This window comes from Mesorhizobium sp. B2-4-6 (genome assembly GCF_006442775.1).
GTDB lineage: Bacteria > Pseudomonadota > Alphaproteobacteria > Rhizobiales > Rhizobiaceae > Mesorhizobium.
In genome coordinates this window covers 123,003-143,337 of the sequence record NZ_VFVI01000005.1, presented here as the reverse complement: position 1 = coordinate 143,337, position 20,335 = coordinate 123,003, and the positions used below count along the sequence as shown (strand labels likewise).

Here is a 20,335-nt window from a genome sequence, read left to right as displayed (position 1 = left end):
GGGCCGGGTCTACCTGTACAAATCCGCCCGTGTCGGTGGCAGGCCGCTCGGGCCGCGGGCGCGCCTGGTGGCGACAGTCTGAAAAATCTGCGCCGAGGCGCGCTGGAAGGTGATCGAGCAACCCGTCAGATAGAGCAGCCACAGCCGCGCCTTGGGCTCGCCGACCTCGGCGACCGCCTCGTCGAAGCGCGCATTCAGACGCTCCGCCCACAGGCGGCAGGTTTGCGCATAATGCTCGCGCAGGTTCTCCACGTCATAGACGAGGAAGCCGTGCGCCTCGAGATTGCCGAGCGTCATGCCGATCGTATCGAGCTCGCCGCCAGGAAAGATGTATTTGATCAGGGCCTTGTATTCCGGCCCCTTGCGCAGCGTCTTGCGGATGTCGCCCTTGCTGGGCCTGGTGATGGCGTGATGCAGATAGATCCCGCCGGGTTTCAGCAGGCGATGGACGGTCGAGAAGTAGGCCTCGTGATTGGCGAGCCCCAGATGCTCGAACATGCCGATCGACGATATCTTGTCGAACGTGCCTGAGAGTTCGGCATAGGATTTTATCTCGATGGTGATGCGATCCTCCAGCCCCTCGGCGCGAATGCGCTCGCGGGCAAGGTCGGTCTGGGCTTGCGACAGCGAGACGCCATGGCCGAAGACGCCGTAATTCTTCGCCGCATGGATAAGCATCGCGCCCCAGCCGCAGCCGATGTCGAGCAGCCTTTCGCCGGGCTCGAGCCTGAGCTTGCGGCAGATGTGGTCGAGCTTGTCGACTTGCGCCTGGTCGATGCCATTGGCGAAATCGTGGAAATAGCCGCAACTGTAGACCATGCGCTCGTCGAGGAAGAGTCGGTAGAAATCATTCGAAATGTCGTAATGGTGCTGGATCGCCTCCTTGTTCGATCCGCTGACGAAAGGCTTGCGGCCGGAAAGGTCGCTGCGCGCCGTCATCTGCTTGCGCGAAAACAGCACAGCCGGCAGGTCGCGCAGGATCGCCAGCTTGGGCAGGGATTTGAGCTTCGTCTTGAGCTTGCCTTGCGAAGGCAGGGCATAGAAATCGAACAGCGTGCCCTCTTCGATATCGACGGTCTTGGAAATCCACATCTCCACCAGCGTCGAGAAGGTCGGCCGGCGAACCAGTTGCCAGACGATGTCCTGATCGTTGATGGCAAGCACCGGACCGCTGGCGGGTCCGATCCGCTCGCCGGTCCACAGCCGGACCGCAAAACCCGGCTTCAGCGTTTCGACGACCTTGCGTACGATCCGCGCTGCTCTGTCGGCGGCGTCCATTCCCACCTCCCGATATGTCGCCCCCAGAGGCGCACTGTCGTCCACCGGCCTGTGGACCGCAATCCCGATCTGTTGCGCAAAAGCACCGCAAGAGCAGGTTTCCCGGGTGGAGGCATGACCATTCCGTCGCGTCATCTTGTCTTTTGCCGCGACACACCCCATCATCTGAGTGTCTTCAACGAACTGAAAGGAGGTGATCCGATGTCGAGTGATTTCGTTTTCCATAACGTGAGCTCTGCGGATTGCACTTTCGGGAAGCAGTCTTCCCGTTAAGGCGCGAGACGCGCGGCGGGTGGCCCGATGGGGCTGCCGCCAGAAGCCGCGTCATGGACGGAAACACGGAAGGCCGCCGGCTTCGTCAAGAAGCGGCGGCCTTTTCCTTTTCTTTGCGATAAACCCCGCTACCTGGTCACCGTCAAATTGTCGATGTTGCGCACGATATCCTGGAAGGCCTGGTCAAGCTCGGCGCCGTTGGCCGCCTGATAGAAATGCTTGCTGTTGCCGCTATCGAGGCTGGCGCAGGATTGCAGCGTCGACTTGGCGTTCTTCTCCGTAAGGGCAAAGCCGATGGTGAATATCTCGATGCCTTGGTCGCGCATCGCCGCGCAGAGCGTTGTCGCGGCCGTGCGCGTCTGTACCTTGCCGGCGTCGTTATAGACCTGACTCGCGTCGCTGGCGTCGAAATAGGACAGGTTGAATTCGCCGTCGGTCATCAGGATCACATATTTGGCCACCTTCTTAGGATCCAGCTTGGCCGGCCGTTGCGAGGCGTTCATCACACTGCCCCAGTTTTCCGAGAGCATATACCAGGCCCACTGAATCCCGATATGACCGGCGGTGCCGCCGGAGGCGACGAGATCCTTGATGACATTGTTCAGCGTAGAGGCATTCGCCGTCAGCGGCTGCAGCGTCGCGACCGGACAGGCTGCCGTATTGGTCTGCTTGGCGAAGGCCGACAGATAGAGGTCACGATTGACCATGCTGAGGTCGGGACCGGCATCCGAATACTGGTAGGCGCCCTTGCGCTCGGTGGCGCAGTTGTCCGGTCGCGTCGACGCCGAGACATATTTCGGATCGTCATTGCCGGGCGCCTGCTTGCGCTCGCTGGCCTTGGTCTCGACAAAGACCGTGCTTGCGGCGAGCGAGCCGACATTGACCGAATTGGCATAAGGCACGATCGCCACTCGCACCCGCGGATTGGCGGCGTTCTGGCCGGCGAGGAAGGAATTGACCGCGTTGCTCGCCGCTGTCCTCAGGTCCTTGATCTTCTGGCCGGCCATCGAGCCGGTGACGTCGAGCATCATCGCCACCTCGACCGTCTTGTCCGAATAGAGCGCCGTGGTCGAGGACGTCACCCGTTGCATGTCGCCAATGCTGAACAGGGGGAAATAGAGGCTGAGATCGGTGTGCACATCCGCCTTCACGGTGCTGGCCGTCCTGTCGACGGTGAGTTTGTCCAGCACGATCCGGTTGGCCTGCAGGATGCCGGCCGCGCTGTTGGCGTCGAGGAACGCCTGCACCGTCTTGTTGGCGTCGGCTTCGGTGATGACGCCGAGGGTGAGATCGCGGGCCGTCGAGGTCACAGCGGCGTCGACGACGCCCTGCAGGCTCGATCTCGCATTGTAGAGCTGCGAGATATTGACCGCCAATCCCACCCCCAGCGCGAGGACCGATGCGGCAGCTCCGAACAGAACCGCGAAATTGCCTTCGCGATTGCGGGCCAAGCCGTCCACCCCACGAACGACGCCTCTGAACTGCCGCATCCCTTCCGCCTCCACTGTTTGCGGCACCGTGCCGCACGACAAAGGCGTTGCAGGATTTCGGCCAGACCCGGCCAGCGACCCGCCGAAAGATGCTTAACGGCAGGTTAATCCATTGTTTTTGCTGGCTTTCGGCAAATCCTAGAGTGAACGGGAAGTAAACGAAAATACGCTGGCCAAGCGACCTTCATGAAGTGCTTACCATGATCTCGAAGGCTGTCGCGGTCGTTCTCTCTTCGGCACAATCGAACTGTGCCGAAGCGGGTCAGCGGCAGCCATGAAACAGGCGCAGCGCAGGGTCTGTTGAAAACCAGGTCAGGCCGGCATCAAAGGAGCATCTGCGCGCTGACCGTCCGATCGATGCCATGACGCGGAGGATTGAAGCGGTTGCCTTCCTGCTCGTAGGTCCAGACCTTGAACAGGCTGAGCTGGTGCGGACCGAAACTGTGCAGCAGCGGCACGTCGGTGGCGTCGCGGCCGCGCGCAATGACGACGCGGCCGATGCGCGGGCAGTTGTGGCGCGGATCGAACGTGTACCATTTGCCGTCGAGGAAAACTTCCATCCAGGCCGAGAAGTCCATCGGTGCCGGATCGGCCGGCACGCCGATGTCGCCGAGATAGCCGTTCACGTAGCGGGCCGGAATGTTGATGCATCGGCAAAGCGCGATCGCCAGATGCGCGAAGTCGCGGCACACGCCGACGCGCTCCTCATGCGCCTGGGCCGCCGTGCGCGTGGCGCGCGCATAGCCGTAGCCGAAGGAAAGCCTGCTGTTGACATAATCGACGATCGCCTGCACCCGCGCCCAGCCAGGCGGCAAATGGCCGAAAAGCTGCCAGGCGATGTCGCTGAGGTGGTCGGTCTCGCAGTAGCGGCTGCCGAGCAGATAGACCAGCACGTCGTCGGGCAGTTCCGCGACCGGCGTTTCGCGCGCCAACGTATTGACTTCGTCGGTCTCGCCGCTGTCCTCGATCGCCGCATCGTAGAGGATGCGGAAGCTTCCGGCGGGTGCCGTGAAGCGACGGCAGATATTGCCGTGGCGGTCGCGATAGGTCCGGGTCGGCACCGAGGGCGAGGTCAGAACCCGCGTCTGTCGCTTGATGTCGGCATGCCGTTCGGCATGGATGTCGAGAAGCGAGATGATCGGCGTCACCGCCGCGCATTCGATGGCGATTTCATAGCCGAGCCGGATCAGCATCGCATGCCCCCCTTCGTGATTTTGGAAAGACTGCCTGTTCAACGCCGCGAGCCGGAGCCGGTTCCGGCGCAGAGTCGAAATGGCGGCGTCTGGAGCAATTCAGGAAAAGTGCGCAGCGGTTTCGATCCGCAATTGCGTAGAAACAAGAAGTGAGAACAGGTCAGCGTTCCATCAACGCTGACCTGTTCTCTTCTCAGGCGGTCCTGCCCGGGCTAAACTGCGCTTTGCGTTTCGCCCTCCCCCAAAACGATTCTCCAGGACATCCGATGTTTGCAGGCTCAAAATTCGCCGCCTTCCTATTCGACATGGACGGCACGGTGCTCAACTCGATCGCCGCGGCGGAACGGGTGTGGACGGCATGGGCAAACAGGCATGGCCTCGACGTGGCGGCTTTCCTGCCCACGATCCATGGCAGGCGCGCGCGCGAGACGATCGCCGCGCTGAGGCTTCCGGGTGTCGATCCGCTGGCGGAGGCGGATTTGCTGCTCAAGGCCGAGGCGGATGACCTCGAAGGCATCGTCCCGATCCCCGGCGCCGTTGCGTTTTTGCAATCGCTGCCGCCAGAGCGCTGGGCGATCGTCACCTCGGCGCCGCGCGAGCTGGCGCTGCTGCGCATCAAGGCGGCCGGCATCCCGGTTCCCGCCATGATGGTGACCGCGGAAGACGTCACCCATGGCAAGCCGGCGCCGGACTGCTTCCTTCTGGCGGCAAGGCGTCTTGGCATCGAGGCGCGCGACTGCCTGGTCTTCGAGGACGCGCCGGCGGGCATAGCGGCGGGCGAGGCTTCCGGCGCCTCGGTGATGGTGATCAGCACCACCCATGTCCACCCGCTCGTCACGCCGCACCCGACAATCCGTTCCTATGACGAAATCGCCATTGCGACGGACGATAAGGGCTGGATCGCCCTCGCGCCCGAGCGGGCCGTTGCTTAAAAGTCGCTGGTGAGACCCTTGACCTCCCAGTCGCCGTAGCGGCCAGGTTCCTTGCCGCCGCGGCCGCCGATCTCCTTCGGCAACTGCGCTTCCGCCACTCGATACTTTTGACGACGCGCTTCGGCCTCTGCTAGCGCCCGCTGCGCTTCGGGCGCCAGCGTCTTTTGCAGCTCTTCGGTCGTTGCAACCGCTTCGGTTTTGCTTGGCTCTTCGGTCATGCGATACTCCCGCCGATTGAAACGAAGCCCGGCCTCTCCCATCATATAGCCATGACGACAGAAGGATCGACCCCCATTAATGAGCATCGGAATATTCCGAAAACCGGATTCCACTTTTCGGTCCGATGCTCTGGCTCCCTCCGCCACCACGTCAGACGGATGAAACGATGAACACGCTTCGCACCACCATGCTTCTTGCCGCGATGACGGCGCTGTTCATGGGCGTCGGCTATCTGATCGGCGGCCCGGGCGGCATGGTCATCGCGCTTCTGATCGCCGCCGGCACCAATCTGTTCAGCTATTGGAACGCCGACAAGATGGTGCTGTCGATGAACCGCGCCGTCGAGGTCGACGAGAAGAGCGCGCCCGAATATTACGCGATCGTGCAGGCGCTGGCCAAGCAGGCCGGCCTGCCAATGCCGAAGACCTATCTGATCGACAACCCGCAGCCCAACGCCTTCGCCACTGGCCGTAACCCGGAGAATGCCGCGGTGGCGGCGTCCACGGGCCTGCTCCAGCGCCTCTCCCATGAAGAGGTCGCGGCGGTGATGGCGCATGAGCTTGCGCATGTGCAGCATCGCGACACGCTGACCATGACGATCGTAGCCACGCTTGCCGGCGCCATTTCGATGCTCGGCAATTTCGCCTTCTTCCTCGGCGGCAGCCGGGAAAACAACAATCCGTTCGGCTTCGTCGGCGTGCTTGTGGCGATGATCGTCGCGCCCTTCGCCGCGATGATCGTGCAGATGGCGGTGAGCCGCACGCGCGAATACGAAGCCGACCGGCGCGGCGCCGAGATCTGCGGTCACCCGCTATGGCTTGCTTCGGCGCTCAACAAGATCGCGCGCGGCGCCGAACAGATTCCCAATCCGGACGCCGAGCGCAACCCGGCTATGGCGCATCTTTTCATCATCAACCCGCTTCACGGCGAGCGCATGGACAATCTGTTTTCGACCCATCCGAACACGGAGAACCGCATCGCCGCCTTGCAGGAGATGGCGCGCGCGATGGGCGAGGCCGCGCCGGCCAATCGGCGCGAGGCTTCCGCGCCGCCCATCCAGCCCGAGGAGCCATCAGCGGGGCCATGGGGCAAGCCGGCAGACGCGGCCTCAGAGGCTGGGCCGGCGCCGCCAAAGCCCAATCCCTGGGGGCGCAACCCGACCGGACCGCGCAATGTCCGGCCGAAGGGTCCCTGGTCGTGACGCCGCCAAGGCGCGGACAGCCAGGCAATCCGCAACACAAGGATGGCGACGAGAACGTCGCCGGCCTTGTGGCGCGCAAGGCGGCCGCGCGCCTGCTTGCCGCCGTCATCGACGCGCATACGCCGCTCGATGGCCTGACCGACAACGAGCACGGCCACCCGCAATACAGGGCGCTGGACGGCCGCGACCGGGCGCTGGTGCGCGCCATCCTGGTCACGGCGCTGCGCTATCGCATGACCATTGCCGGGCTGCTGGCCAGGCGCCTGGAAAAGCCGCTGCCGGTCAATGCCACCGCGCTCTCGCATATCCTCAACGTCGCCGCCGCGCAGATCCTGTTCCTCGATGTTCCCGACAGCGCCGCCGTCGACCTTGCCGTGACCCACGCCAAGTCCGATCCGCGAACACTGCGCTTCTCCGGCCTCGTCAACGGCGTGCTGCGTTCGCTGGCGCGCGCCAAGGAGGCCGAACTTGCCCCGGCGCTTGTCGCCACCAGCGAGGCGCCGCAATGGTTTTCGCAGCGGCTGACCGCCGCCTACGGAGCCGACAGGGCGCGCGCCATTCTTGCCGCGCATCGTCATGAGGCGCCGGTCGATTTCACGGTCAAGGCCGATCCGGCGGTCTGGGCCGAGCGCCTGGGCGGCATCGTGCTGCCGACCGGCACGGTGCGTGTCGAAAAGCTCTCCGCCAATGTCATCGACCTGCCCGGTTTCGCCGACGGTGCCTGGTGGGTTCAGGATACCGCGGCAAGCCTGCCGGCGCGCCTGTTCGGCGACATCCGCGGACAGCGCGTCGCCGACCTGTGCGCAGCGCCCGGCGGCAAGACGGCGCAGCTTATCCTGGCCGGCGCCGAGGTGACCGCGGTCGACACCTCGAAGAGCCGGCTGGCGCGGCTCAGTCAGAATCTCGAGCGCCTCGGCCTGACCGCCGAACTCGTGCAGACCGACCTCCTGGATTACCGGCCGGCGCAATTGTTCGACGCCGTGCTGCTCGACGCACCCTGCTCGTCGACCGGCACGGTGCGCCGCCATCCCGACGTGCCCTGGACCAAGACCATGGCGGATGTCGAAAAGCTCGCCGATCTCCAGCGCCGGCTGCTTGCCCATGCCGTCGGTCTCGTCAGGCCCGGCGGCCGCATCGTCTTTTCCAACTGCTCGCTCGACCCGATCGAGGGCGAGGAACTCTATCGCGATTTCCACGCCGGGAACCCCGGCGTGGACGCCGATCCGATCCGGCCTGGCGAAATTGCCGATATCGACCCATTCCTGACGCCGGAGGGCACGCTGCGCACCACGCCGGCCGACCTCGCGCTGGAATCACCCGGGATTTCGGGCTTGGATGGCTTCTTTGCCGCGCGGATGAGACGGACCGATTGAAACGTTATCTCATAAAACTTGCTGACTTTTTTAGGGAAGACCGGCCGCGGCCGCGTGAATTCGTTCACTTCGGCGAAATCCGCCTTCGCATAAGTTCTTGAATCGCATAAGCTTGTGCTCGGGTTATGGGGACATCAGGAGGGCTATTGGCACTTGTTGCCGGCAGCACGACGCGTCTATGGACGCTTGTCGCGAGGGAGTTCTGGCGCAAAACGCGCCGGCGCCTCCGCGCCGGCCCGGTCTATCGCTGGCGCTATTCCGGCCGCACGCCCGAACGTGTCCTGATCGCGCCGCCGGATCTGCGGCTCGCCGATCCGCAGATCGCGCTGGAGATCTATTACGGCCGCTACCCGCTGTCCGGCCATCTGGTCGAGACCGGCGGCACATCGCCCTTCCAGCTCGACGTGCCCAATCGCGGCTGGCAGAAATCGCTGCATGGCTTCCGCTGGCTGCGCCACATGCGCGCCACCGGCACCGAGCTTGCCGCCGCCAACGCCAGGGCGCTCGTCACCGACTGGATCGCCATGCACGGCAATCAGATCTCCGGCATCGCCTGGGAGCCGGGCACGACGGCCAAACGGGTGATCGCCTGGCTGCAGCATTCCTCGGTGGTGCTGCAAGGCGCCGAATTCCCCTTCTATCGCGCCTTCCTGAAATCGCTCGCCGTGCAGATCCGCTATCTCCGCTCGATGGCGCGCGAGATGCCGGATGGCGAGGCCAGGCTGCGCGCCCGCATCGCCCTTGCCTTCGCCGCGCTGTCCTTGCCGGCGCCGGCCTCGGCGCTGCGCGCCGCGACACGCAACCTGGCCGAGGAGCTGGAACATCAGATCCTGCCCGATGGCGGCCATATTTCGCGCAAGCCGATGGCGGTGCTGGAGCTGCTGGCCGATCTTCTACCGTTGCGCCAGACCTATGCCAACCAGGCCGAGGCACCGCCGTCGGCCTTGATCGGCGCCATCGACCGCATGTTGCCGGCGCTGCGTTTCTTTCGTCACCAGGACGGCAGCCTCGCCCGCTTCAACGGCATGGGCGCCACCATCCACGACCGCATCGCCACCATCCTGCGCCATGACGACACGGTGGGCGCGCCGCTGCTGCACGCGCCGCACTCCGGCTACGAGCGCCTGTCGATGGGCGGCGTGACGGTGATCGCCGACACCGGCCTGCCGCCGCCGGTCGACGTCTCCAACGCCGCGCACGCCGGCTGCCTTGCCTTCGAACTCTCCTCCGGGCGCCAGCACTTCATCGTCAATGCCGGCATCGACACCTACGGCGCCCCGGAATTCCGGCCGCTGGCGCGCGCCACCGCCGCGCATTCGACCGCCACGCTCAACGACACCTCGTCGGCGCGCTTCAGCCATTCGCTGCGCGTCAGCGACCTGCTGGGCTCGCCGCTGATCGGCGGCCCGCAGCACGTGCCCTGCAAGCGCCTCGACCAGAAGGGCGTGCACGGCTTCGTCGCCCGCCACGACGGCTATGCCCAGCAATTCGGTTTCCTGCATGAGCGCGAGCTGAAGCTGACCACGAACGGCAACGTGCTTGCCGGCCGCGACCGTTTCCTGCGCCCGGGCAATGCCGCGATCCGCAACAACGGCCGCGACTTCGTCACGGTGCGCTTCCACGTCCACCCCGACATCAGCCTGCTGCAGGACGACCACGACCGCCTGACGCTCGCCGCCGCGCAGGGCGACACCTGGGTTTTCACCTGCGCCGAAGTGGCGCCGGAGGTCGAGGAATCGATCTACTTCGCCGGACTGAGCGGCCCGCGCCGCAGCCGGCAGATCGTGCTTGCCTTCAAGGCCTCGGAGATTGCCGAGGTCCACTGGCAGCTGACCCGCACCGGCGTCGCCGGCCATCCGGAAAATAACTGAGCCTGGCCGGCAGAACGGGCTGCGCGCCTGATGCCAGACCCACTTGATTTCCGGGGCTCATATGCTAGGGCCGGCCAACGTCCCCTTCCAACAGCTCCGAAAGGCCGCCTGTCCATGGCCGTGCCCACAAAAAACATTCCGGCGCCCGACCTTGTTCCGGTGCGCCGGGCGCTGCTTTCCGTCTTCGACAAGACCGGGCTCATCGACTTTGCCAGGGCGCTCGCCGCCGCCGGCGTCGAGCTGGTTTCGACGGGCGGCACGGCGAAGGCCATCGCCGAGACGGGCCTGGCTGTGCGCGACGTTTCCGAGCTCACCGGCTTTCCCGAGATCATGGACGGCCGGGTGAAGACCTTGCATCCGTCGGTGCATGGCGCGCTGCTCGGCATCCGCGACGATGCCGAGCATGCCAAGGCCATGCGCGACCATCGCATCGAGCCGATCGACCTTGTCGTCTCGAACCTCTACCCGTTTGAAGAGGTCCGCCGCTCCGGCGCCGGCTATGCCTCGACCGTCGAGAACATCGACATCGGCGGACCGGCGATGATCCGCGCCGCGGCCAAGAACCACGCCTATGTCGCCATCGTCACCGATCCGGCCGACTATGCGTCCGTCGTCAACGCGCTGGAGATGAACCTCGGCTCGCTGTCGCTCGACTTCCGCAAGATGCTGGCGGCCAAGGCCTTTGCCCGCACCGCCACTTATGACGCCGCGATCTCCGGCTGGTTCGCCGAGGCGCTGCAGATCGAGCACCCGGCCTGGCGCGCCTTCGGCGGCCGTCTCGACCAGGTCATGCGCTATGGCGAGAACCCGCACCAGGGCGCCGGTTTCTACCTGTCGGGCGACGAGCGGCCGGGCGTCGCCACCGCCAGGCAGTTGCAGGGCAAGCAGCTCTCCTACAACAACATCAACGACACCGACGCGGCTTTCGAGCTGGTCGGCGAGTTCGATCCCGCCCGCTCGGCGGCGATCGCCATCATCAAGCACGCCAACCCTTGCGGAGTCGCCGAGGGTGAGACGTTGAAGGCGGCATACGCCAAGGCGCTGGCCTGCGATCCGGTCTCGGCCTTTGGCGGCATCGTCGCCATGAACCGCATCCTCGACGCCGAGGCGGCGCGGGAGATCGTGAAAACCTTCACCGAGGTCATCATCGCGCCCAACGCGACCGATGAGGCAGCCGCGATCGTCGCCGCGAAGAAGAACCTGCGCCTGCTGGTCACCGGCGGCCTGCCCGATCCGCGCGCCGCCGGCACAACAGCGAAGTCGGTCGCCGGCGGGCTGCTGGTGCAAAGCCGCGACAACGCCGTGGTCGACGATCTCGAACTGAAGGTGGTGACGAAGCGCGCCCCGACGCCGGCCGAACTGGCGGACCTCAAATTCGCCTTCCGCGTCGCCAAGCACGTCAAGTCCAACGCCATCGTTTATGCGAAGGATGGCGCCACGGTCGGCATCGGTGCCGGCCAGATGAGCCGCGTCGATTCCTCGCGCATCGCCGCCCGCAAGGCGCTGGACGCGGCGGAAGCCGCCGGCCTCGCCGAACCGCTGACCAAGGGCTCCGTCGTTGCCTCCGACGCCTTCTTCCCCTTCGCCGACGGCCTTCTTTCGGCGATCGAGGCCGGCGCCACGGCCGTCATCCAGCCCGGCGGCTCGATGCGCGACGAGGACGTCATCGCCGCCGCCGACGAGCACGGCATCGCCATGGTGTTCACGGGCGTAAGGCATTTCAGGCATTGAGGCTCGGCGCGGAGATGCTTCAAGAATTCGCTCCGCTGAGTCGATTGGTGCGGTTTTCGAGAACCGGAGCGGAGCGGACATTCAGGTCCGTGAGCACCGGAAGCGCAGAAAACCGCGGCAAGCGGCCAGCGGAGTAGAATTATCGAAGCATCTCTTTCGGCCTGTCCGCCGGATAGGGTGTGTCCGCCAGGATCGCCATGCCGATGCCGAGAAACAGGATGATCGCCGCCATGCCGAGGCGTGGTGAATCGCTCACGGTGGTGATGGTCGCCACCATGAACGGCGCCAGGAAGCTGGTCGCGCGTCCCGCCAGCGCATAGATGCCGAAATAGCGGCCCGACTCGGCGGCAGTCACGCTGCGCGCCATGTAGGAACGCGACGATGCCTGCACCGGGCCGAAAGCGAGCCCGATCAGCAGCCCATAAAGGCTATAGGCCTTTTCGGCCGCGGTGCCGAACAGGCCGCCCGAATCGGCGGTCGACAGCGGGATCAGGCCGAGCAGCGTGAAGCCCGGACCGGTCGAGACGACGCCGATCGTGGCGACCGAGAGCATCACCAGCGCGATCATCACCACGTGCTTCGAGCCGAGCGCGGTATCGAGCCGCGCCGCGATCCAGCAGCCGAAGATGGCGACGACATTGAGGATGATGCCGAACAGGCCGATCTCGGTGATCGACCAGCGGAACATGCCGGCCGCGAAGGTGCCGCCGAGCGCCAGCAGCGCATTGACGCCGTCCTGATAGATCATGCGCGCCAGCAGGAAGCGCAGGATGCCGCTGCGCTGGCGCACTTCCACCAGAGTAGACTTCAACTCGGACAGGCCCTCGCGCACCGCCGGGCCGATCGGGATTCCCTTGGCGGCGTCCGGCGTGAAGAAGAACATCGGCAGGATGAACAGGAAATACCAGCCGGCGGACATCGGCCCGGTGAAGCGCGCGTCCTCCCCGAGTTTCGGATCGAGTCCGAACAATGGATCGAGGCCGATGAGCGTCTTGCCGGTTTCGAGATTGCCCGCTAGGAACAGCACCACGAAGATCAGCGCGATCATGCCGCCGAGATAGCCGAGCCCCCAGGCCATGTTGGATATCCGGCCGATCTCTTGCTTCGGCACCAGCCGCGGCATCATGGAATCGTTGAACACGGTGGAGAATTCGGCCGCCACCGAAGCCAGCGAAAACAAGAGCACGACCAGGAAAAGGTTCGAGCCCGGCGCCGCGAACCACAAAAGCGTGAGGCTGACGATCTTGATCGTCGCGAAGAAGGCGATCCACGGCTTGCGCGGCCCGGTCTGGTCTGCGATCGAGCCGAGCACCGGGGACAGCACCGCGATGACCAGGCCCGCGGCGGCGATACCATACCCCCAGGCGGCCTGCCCGGCTGTGGGATCACTGGCCATGCGCGAGACGAAATAGGGCCCGAAGATGAAGGTGGTGACGACGGTGAAGAAAGGCTGCGCCGCCCAGTCGAAGAACATCCAGCCCCAGATGCCGCGCCCCGATGCCCGCTGCACTGTCTCTACTGCCGCCATGCTGATTCCCTCGACCCGCCCGCGTCGGGAGCCATGTCTGCATGTTTTCAGGCAGCGATGCAAATGAACAAGCGCCGCCATTCCTCGCCCCACCAAGGCGGCTACGCGATGCACGCATCTTCTGGCGTGACCGATCAGGCCGAGGCTTGATTGCCACGTGGTTCCCCCAGTCCGTCGCTGCTGTGCAGCACCACCTTCCCCCTCCGGAGGGAAGGGAGCGTTGCTGGACGAGCATTGACGGCAAAAAGCTTGGCGCCTTTCCTCTACCCCGTCGATCGGGGGAGAGGTGGCTCGGCGAAGCCGAGACGGAGGGGGGTCGACCAGCGCAGCATAGGATAACGCAAGCGCCAAGCTGCCATGCGCGCTATCGCCAAAGACCAGCCGCTTTGGCAGGATGAGGAACTTCACATCCCCGTCAGGTCGCTCATCAGCCCCGACGCCACCGAGAGCCGCGACACGGTGATGTCGCCGCCTTCGGTCAGCGCCTGCAGCCGCTCGCGGATGCGCGCGACGCGTTCGCCGCCGGCCTCGAGCCATGCCCCGACCGGATCCGCCGCCGTGCCGTGCGCGGTGAGCGCCGCCACCGCGATGCCGCGCCGCGCCACGCCGATCGTATCGGTCGCGCGCGACAGCGCCAACTGGTCGTAATAGTCGGGCGGCATGATCGAGCGCGCGGCCTCCTCGACGCGCGGGATGCGGAAGGCATCGCTGACGGCGAAGAACGCCTTGGCCGCATTGACGATGTCCGCATTGGCCGTGCGCGCGGTGAGCGCGACATCCGGAATCAGCTCGGCCACCTCGGCCAGAGCGAGCTGCCCGGCGAGCTTCTCCGGCGCGCCGCCCTTGAACAGGCCGTGCCGCCGCTCCTCGACGCGCTCGCGCGAGAAGGCCGGCAGCAGCGACGCCAGTTTCGGCTCCAGCGCCTTTCGCGCATCCTGCAATTCGGCGATGCGCTGGCCAAGCGGCGCGGAACCCGCTTCGTTCTTCAGCGACCAGCCGCTGGTCACGAAGATGAGCCGGCTGACCGCCTGGTAGAGATCGAGCTGGATCTGGCCGTCGATCTGGTTGTCGAGCGCGTCGATCTCCTTGTAGAGCGCCGGCAGCGCGAAGCCGTCGCGGACCACGGCGAAGGTGCGCACGACATCGGCCGCTGTGCGGCCGGTCGCTTCCTGCAGCCGGTTGACGAAGGTCGGACCGCCGCGATTGACTAGATCGTTGGCGACGACGCGCGCGATGATCTCGCGCCGCAGCCGGTGGTCGCGGATCTCGCCGGCGAATTTCCTCGCCATGCGTTCCGGGAAATAGCCCATCAGGTCGCGGTCGAAATGTTCCTCGTCCGGCACGTCGCTGGCGACGATGTCGGAGAACAGCACGATCTTGGCATAGGCGAGCAGCACGCCGAGCTCGGCCCTGGTCAGCGGCTCACCGCGCGCCTCGCGTTCGGCAAGCGCCGCCTGCGAAGGCAGCGTCTCGACCGCGCGGTCGAGCAGGCCGCGCGATTCCAGCGCCGTCATGAAACGGGCCTGGTGCGCGATGTCGGCAAGGCCGCGCTTGCGCGCCAGCGAGAGCGCCAGCGTCTGCTGGTAGTTGTTGGAGAGCACCAGCGCGCCCACCTCGTCGGTCATCTCGGCGAGCAGCTTGTTGCGCGCCGGCCGCATCAGCGAGCCCTTGCGCATGGCGGAAGCCAGCGCGATCTTGATGTTGACCTCGACGTCGGAGCAGTTGACGCCGCCCGAATTGTCGATGGCGTCCGAATTGCAGCGGCCGCCATTCAGGCCGAACTCGATGCGCGCCCGCTGCGTGACGCCGAGATTGGCGCCCTCGCCGATGACTTTCGCCCGGACATCGAGCGCGGTGACGCGGACGGCGTCGTTTGCCCGGTCGCCGACATCCTGGTTGCTCTCGCCCGAAGCCCGCACATAAGTGCCGATGCCGCCGAACCACAAAAGGTCGACCGGCGCCTTGAGGATGGCGTTCATGATCTCGACCGGCGTCGCCGTCGTCTTGGCGAGGCCGACGGCGGCGGCGGCCGCCGGCGGCAGCGTGATCGATTTCTGGTTGCGCGAGACGATGACGCCGCCTTCCGACAGCTTCGACTTGTCGTAGTCCTGCCAGGACGAGCGCGGCAGCGCGAACATGCGCACCCGCTCGGCCATCGATGCGGCCATGTCCGGATCGGGGTCGATGAAGATGTCGCGATGGTCGAAGGCTGCGATCAGCCTGGTCTGCGGCGACAAGAGCATGCCGTTGCCGAACACGTCGCCCGACATGTCGCCGACGCCCACCACGGTGAAGGGCGAGGTCTGGATGTCCCGGTTGATCTCGCGGAAATGCCGCTTCACCGCTTCCCAGGCGCCCTTGGCGGTGATGCCCATCTTCTTGTGGTCGTAGCCGGCCGAACCGCCGCTGGCGAAAGCGTCGTCCAGCCAGAAGTGGTGTTTTTCGGAAATGGCGTTGGCGGTATCGGAGAAGGTCGCGGTGCCCTTGTCGGCGGCGACGACGAAATAGGGATCGTCAGGATCGCGCCGCACCACGCCGGCCGGCGGGATGACGCCGTCGACGCCGATATTGTCGGTGATCGAGAGCAGGCTGGAGACGAAATTCTTGTAGGCCGAGGTGCCGGCTTCGAAGATGGCGTCGCGCCCGGCGCTCATCGGCAGCTTCTTCGGGTAGAAGCCGCCCTTGGCGCCGACCGGCACGATGACCGCGTTCTTCACCTGCTGCGCCTTCACCAGGCCCAGCACCTCGGTGCGATAGTCCTGGGCGCGGTCCGACCAGCGCAGGCCGCCCCGCGCCACCGGGCCGAAGCGCAGATGCACGCCTTCCACCTCCGAGCCATAGACGAAGATTTCGCGCCATGGCCGCGGCGCCGGCAGGCCCTCGACCGCTTGCGAGTCCAGCTTGATCGCCAGCGATTGTCCCTTCGCTTTTGTATCGGATACGAAATGGTTGGTGCGCAGCGAGGCTTCGATGAGGTTCAGATAGCGGCGGATGATGGTGTCGTCATCGATATTGGGCACCTCCTCCAGCGCGTCCTTGATCTTGGCCTTGAGGTGCTTGGCGGCGACCGCGCCATCGCCCTCCGCCGTCGGGCCGAGCCGGGCGACGAACAGCGCGTGCAGGCCGCGCGCGATCTCCGGATAGCGGTTGAGCGCGGCGGCGATGAAATCCTGGCTCTGCGGAATACCGGCCTGCTGCAGATAGCGGCCATAGGCGCGCAATATGGTGATCTCGCCCGACCACAGGCCGGCGGTCTGGGCCAGGCCGTTATAGCCGTCATTGTCGACATCGCCGCGCCAGACCGACAGGAACGCGTCCTCGAACAGCGCGCCGCCATCGGCGAGGTCTATTCGCGCGCCGTAGCTGTTCTCCAGCTCCATGTCGTGGATGAACACCCGGTCGGCCGGATCGTCGCCGACCTCGAAGGTGCGCTCGCTGATGACGCGGAAGCCGATGTTTTCCAGCACCGGCACGCGCTGCGACAGCGCCACTGGACTGCCGAAATGATAGATTTTCAAAGCCGCCTGTTGCGGCTTCTGGTCGGCATGGCGGTAATAGTCGATGGCGATCGGATTGACGGCGTTGATTTTCGCGATGCGCCCGGCATCGGCCAACGCCACGGCGGCCGAGAAGGAGTCGCGATAGCTTTCGGGGAACCGCGCCGCGATCGCCTTCAGCGCCGGATCGCTGCCGGCCGCTTCCGCGGCTTCGGAGAGCGCGTCCTCCCAGGTGCGCACGATGTCGCGGATCGCCGCCTCGATCGTCGACTGCTCGACCTTCGGCGTCTTGCCGCCGGAACGGCCGATGATGAAATGCACGCGCGCCAGCCCGCCTTCCGGGAAGGCCGGGTAATAGGCCGACAACCGGCCTTCGAACGCGGTCTTGAGATAGGTGCCGACCTTCTCGCGCACGACGCTGTCGTAGCGGTCGCGCGGCACGAAAACGATGATCGAGACGAAGCGGTCGAACTGGTCGACGCGCACCAGCGCCCGCACGCGCGGCCGCTCGATCAGCCCGAGTATGGCGACCGCGTGCTTGCGCAGGATGGGAATGGGAACCTGGAACAGCTCGTCGCGCGGATAGCTTTCCAGGATGTTGATCAGCGCCTTGCCGGAATGATCGTGCGGATCGAAACCGGATTTCGAGATCACGGTCTCGGCCTTGGAGCGCAGATAGGGGATCTTCATCACCGAGCGCGTGTAGGCGGTCGAGGTGAACAGGCCGACGATGCGCAGCTCGCCCGCAAGCGCGCCTTTCGCCGTGTAGGTCTTGATGCCGATGTAATCGAGATAGATGCGGCGATGCACCGACGACTTGGCGTTGGCCTTGGTGACGATCAGCGGCTCCGGCCCGTGCAGGAAGGCGCGGATCTCCGGCGTCGTCGTCACCGCCTCCGTGCCGCGCCTCAACACCAGCACATCGGGATCCGAAAGGATGCCGAGGCCCGGCTTCTCGGCGCGCTCCAGCGAGCCGCTTTCCTCGCCGCCGGTATATTTGAACTCGCGCATGCCGAGGAAGGTGAAATTGTCGTCGCGCAGCCATTCTAGGAAGGCGATCGCCTCGGCGACGCTCTTCTTGTCGAGCGGCACGGCCGAATAGCGGAATTCGGAAATCGCCTGGTCGAGGCGGGCGAGCATGCGCTTCCAGTCGACGACGGCCGCCCGGACCTGCGAAAGCATCTTGCGCAGCCGCTCGGTGAGGCTCTTGGCCTGCTCGGCGTTCAGCCTTGGAATGTGGACATGGACGACACTCAGCCTGTCGTCATCCTCCTTGCCGCCATCGCCAAGCACCTCGACCACGCCATCCTTGCCGTGGCGGACGGTGACGATCGGATGGGTGACCAGCGTCGGCTCGCCGCTGATCTCGGTGATCTCGCCAAGGATGGAATCGAACAGGAACGGCATGTTGTCGTTGACGACGGTGATGACCGTTACCGGCCGGCCGTCGCAAGCGACGCCCGAATCGGCTTCGACGGCGACGACGCTTTCGCCTTTCCTGTGGCCGGCGACCGCTTGGGCGGCGAGCTCGCCGGCGCGTTCGAGATCGGCCACGTCATAGGCCGCGATGTCCTCGGCGGGCGCCCGTGCCAGCAGATAGTCGGCAAGCCTTGCGGGTTTCTCCTCCGCTTTCGCGGCGGCGGCTTTCTTCTTCGGCTTGGATTTCACGCTGGCCATGACGCTTATTGCCTCCCGTGGCATGCTTTTGCGACTATGGTAGCCAGATGACTGCGGTTTGGCGACAAAGGTTTGACGACGCTTTAAAAAATTCGAGCCGACGCCCGTCGCCGCGCGAGGAGAGAATGACCATGACCGGCAAAATAACCGCGCTCGATCTTGTCCAGGCGGAACTCAGCGAGGCGACGAAAGCCTATTTCGACAAATGCCGGGAGAAGCTCGGCCTCGTACCCAACGTGCTCACCGCCTACGCCTTCGACGAGAAGAAGCTGCGCGCCTTCACCGACATGTACAACGATCTGATGCTGGGCGATTCCGGCCTTTCGAAGCTGGAGCGCGAGATGATCGCCGTGGTCGTCTCCTCGATCAACCACTGCTTCTATTGCCTGACCGCGCATGGCGCGGCGGTGCGCCAGCTGTCGGGCGAACCGGCGCTCGGCGAGATGATGGTGATGAATTTCCGCGCCGCCGCGCTGTCGCCGAAACAGACAGCGATGCTCGAATTCGCGGTCAAGCTGACCGAGGAGCCGGCCAGGATCGTCGAGGCCGACCGCGCCGCCTTGCGCCAGGCCGGCTTCACCGATCGCGATATCTGGGACATCGCCTCGACCGCCGCCTTCTTCAACATGTCGAACCGGGTGGCCGCCGCGGTCGACATGCGGCCCAACCCCGAATACCACGCCATGGCGCGGTAGCGGCCGCGGCTTTATATTAGCGATATCGAATTTTTCATTGCCCATCCCGCCATTTGGTCCGATGATCAGGATTGCGGCATAGCCGCACATCCGACTGCGGCGTAGCCGCATATTGCAAGCGGCGTGGCCGCATGCCGGTTCGACGCCGCCGACAAGGGAGGAGAACATGGCGAAATTTCTCTATGTCTATCACGGCTCCGGCAAGATGCCGACCGACGAAGCCGAACGGAAAGCGGCTATGGATGCCTGGACCGGCTGGTACGACAAGCTCGGCTCGGCCGTGGTCGACGGCGGCAATCCGGTCGGCATGTCGAAGACGGTGCTGCCGAGCGGCAAGATCGAGAACAATGGCGGCAGCAATCCGACCGCCGGCTACACCATTGTCGAGGCAAAAGACATCGACGACGCCGTCGCCAAGGCCAAGGACTGCCCGATCCTGATGGACCCGGCCTTCAGCGTCGAGATCGCGCCGATCATCGAGATGATGTAGCGCTTAAGCGTTTTGATGCATGTCGTTATCCCAAAACCGCGGTGCACTTTTGGGCGACATGCATCAGGAACGCGCCGCGATTGCCGCGGCCGCGCCCGCCATGGTCGTGGCGCTGACGCGGTTGGCGATCTTCATGGCGCGCTTGCTCTTCAGGAGCCGGCGCGCCTGCGATGCCGCCAGCACCCAGGCGAGGTCGATGACCACCAGCACGATAGCCATGGTCAGCGTCAGCTCGACCCAGCCGACAACGCTGACCGAGGCAAGATCGATGATGGTCGGCAGCAGCGCCAGATAGAACATCATGATCTTCGGGTTGCCGAGCGTCACCGCCATGCCGGCAAAGAACAGTTTCAAGGGCGAGTCCTCGCGCGGCATCTCGCCTTCCTTCGCCTCGACCGGCGCCGTCCACATCTTGAACGCCAGATAGGCGAGATAGGCGACGCCAACCCATTTCACGACGACGAAAGCGTAGTGGAAGGTCTGCGCCACGACGGCGAGCCCGAACACCGCCAGCGACAGCCAGACGGCTTCACCGATCCACATCGCCAGCAGGAACGGGAAGACGTCGCGGAACCCCTTCGAGATCACGCGCGCCACGAGTGCTGCGATCGACGGGCCGGGCGAGCCGGCGGCGACGAACAAAGCGGCGGCGAAGATCAGCAGCGAGGCGAGATGCATGGCGGACCTCTTGTGGCGAAGAACTCGACCCCACGAGACTAGCGCAACCACCAGGATGGCGAAAGTCGGTCGGCTTGCCGGCTGGACGCCATGCGGTTAGAAGACCCACTCCGATATCCATTTTCGAGCTTCACTTTGCCTCAGTAACCGCCGGTCTCGCCAACTCCTCTGAATGCACCGCAGGCGCGGCCATTGGCGCGTCTGCTTCG

Annotated in this window: 14 protein-coding genes; 7 read left to right on the top strand and 7 right to left on the bottom strand. The window is 65.1% G+C overall.

The window, feature by feature from the left end; translation table 11 throughout:
- Positions 1-9: 9 nt before the first annotated feature.
- The 3 genes from FJ957_RS15485 to FJ957_RS15475 all read right to left on the bottom strand — a co-directional run bounded on the left by FJ957_RS15485 (position 10) and on the right by FJ957_RS15475 (position 4,234).
- The gene (locus FJ957_RS15485; RefSeq protein ID WP_140832752.1) at positions 10-1,278 is read right to left on the bottom strand and encodes a cyclopropane-fatty-acyl-phospholipid synthase family protein; all 1,269 of its coding nucleotides are present in this window, start codon (positions 1,276-1,278) and stop codon (positions 10-12) included.
- Between the two features lie 401 nt (positions 1,279-1,679).
- A complete protein-coding gene (locus tag FJ957_RS15480; RefSeq protein WP_140832750.1) occupies positions 1,680-3,041 on the bottom strand; it encodes a pilus assembly protein in 1,362 nt (453 codons plus the stop codon).
- A gap of 323 nt (positions 3,042-3,364) precedes the next feature.
- Complete coding sequence (locus FJ957_RS15475; protein WP_140832748.1) at positions 3,365-4,234, bottom strand: transglutaminase family protein; 870 nt, start codon at positions 4,232-4,234, stop codon at positions 3,365-3,367.
- 266 nt (positions 4,235-4,500) lie between these two features.
- Here FJ957_RS15475 and FJ957_RS15470 point away from each other — a divergent pair, with 266 nt between their 5' ends.
- Positions 4,501-5,166, top strand: coding sequence for an HAD-IA family hydrolase (locus FJ957_RS15470; protein ID WP_140832746.1), 666 nt, complete (start codon positions 4,501-4,503; stop codon positions 5,164-5,166).
- On the opposite strand, the gene FJ957_RS15465 is transcribed toward FJ957_RS15470, so the two are convergent.
- Entirely contained in the window at positions 5,163-5,384 is a 222-nt protein-coding gene (locus FJ957_RS15465) for a DUF1674 domain-containing protein (RefSeq protein ID WP_140832744.1), read from the bottom strand. The two genes, FJ957_RS15470 and FJ957_RS15465, sit on opposite strands and share 4 nt — an antisense overlap.
- A 167-nt stretch (positions 5,385-5,551) precedes the next feature.
- Between FJ957_RS15465 and htpX the strand changes: the two genes are divergently transcribed.
- From htpX to purH, 4 genes are all read left to right on the top strand, one after another.
- Positions 5,552-6,586, top strand: coding sequence for a zinc metalloprotease HtpX (gene htpX / locus FJ957_RS15460; protein ID WP_140704362.1), 1,035 nt, complete (start codon positions 5,552-5,554; stop codon positions 6,584-6,586).
- Positions 6,577-7,959 carry an RsmB/NOP family class I SAM-dependent RNA methyltransferase gene (locus FJ957_RS15455; protein ID WP_246685859.1) on the top strand — a complete coding sequence of 461 codons (1,383 nt, stop codon included), beginning with the start codon at positions 6,577-6,579 and terminating at the stop codon, positions 7,957-7,959. The genes htpX and FJ957_RS15455 overlap by 10 nt, the downstream gene beginning before the upstream one ends.
- Positions 7,960-8,105: 146 nt before the next feature.
- Positions 8,106-9,830, top strand: a complete 1,725-nt coding sequence (locus FJ957_RS15450) for a heparinase II/III family protein (protein WP_140832741.1) — start codon at positions 8,106-8,108, stop codon at positions 9,828-9,830.
- A 114-nt stretch (positions 9,831-9,944) separates the two neighbouring features.
- Positions 9,945-11,561 carry a bifunctional phosphoribosylaminoimidazolecarboxamide formyltransferase/IMP cyclohydrolase gene (gene purH, locus FJ957_RS15445; RefSeq protein ID WP_140832739.1) on the top strand — a complete coding sequence of 539 codons (1,617 nt, stop codon included), beginning with the start codon at positions 9,945-9,947 and terminating at the stop codon, positions 11,559-11,561.
- Between the two features lie 139 nt (positions 11,562-11,700).
- On the opposite strand, the gene FJ957_RS15440 is transcribed toward purH, so the two are convergent.
- Complete coding sequence (locus tag FJ957_RS15440; RefSeq protein WP_140832737.1) at positions 11,701-13,089, bottom strand: MFS transporter; 1,389 nt, start codon at positions 13,087-13,089, stop codon at positions 11,701-11,703.
- 404 nt (positions 13,090-13,493) lie between these two features.
- Positions 13,494-18,263: an NAD-glutamate dehydrogenase gene (locus FJ957_RS15435; protein WP_140832734.1), complete on the bottom strand. Its 4,770-nt coding sequence runs from the start codon at positions 18,261-18,263 to the stop codon at positions 13,494-13,496.
- 131 nt (positions 18,264-18,394) lie between these two features.
- Between FJ957_RS15435 and FJ957_RS15430 the strand changes: the two genes are divergently transcribed.
- A complete protein-coding gene (locus tag FJ957_RS15430; protein WP_140832733.1) occupies positions 18,395-18,958 on the top strand; it encodes a peroxidase-related enzyme in 564 nt (187 codons plus the stop codon).
- A gap of 166 nt (positions 18,959-19,124) precedes the next feature.
- On the top strand, positions 19,125-19,448 hold the full coding sequence (locus FJ957_RS15425; protein ID WP_140832731.1) for a YciI family protein: 324 nt from the start codon (positions 19,125-19,127) through the stop codon (positions 19,446-19,448).
- Between the two features lie 63 nt (positions 19,449-19,511).
- On the opposite strand, the gene FJ957_RS15420 is transcribed toward FJ957_RS15425, so the two are convergent.
- Positions 19,512-20,126 carry a LysE family translocator gene (locus FJ957_RS15420; RefSeq protein WP_140647002.1) on the bottom strand — a complete coding sequence of 205 codons (615 nt, stop codon included), beginning with the start codon at positions 20,124-20,126 and terminating at the stop codon, positions 19,512-19,514.
- Positions 20,127-20,335 lie beyond the last annotated feature (209 nt).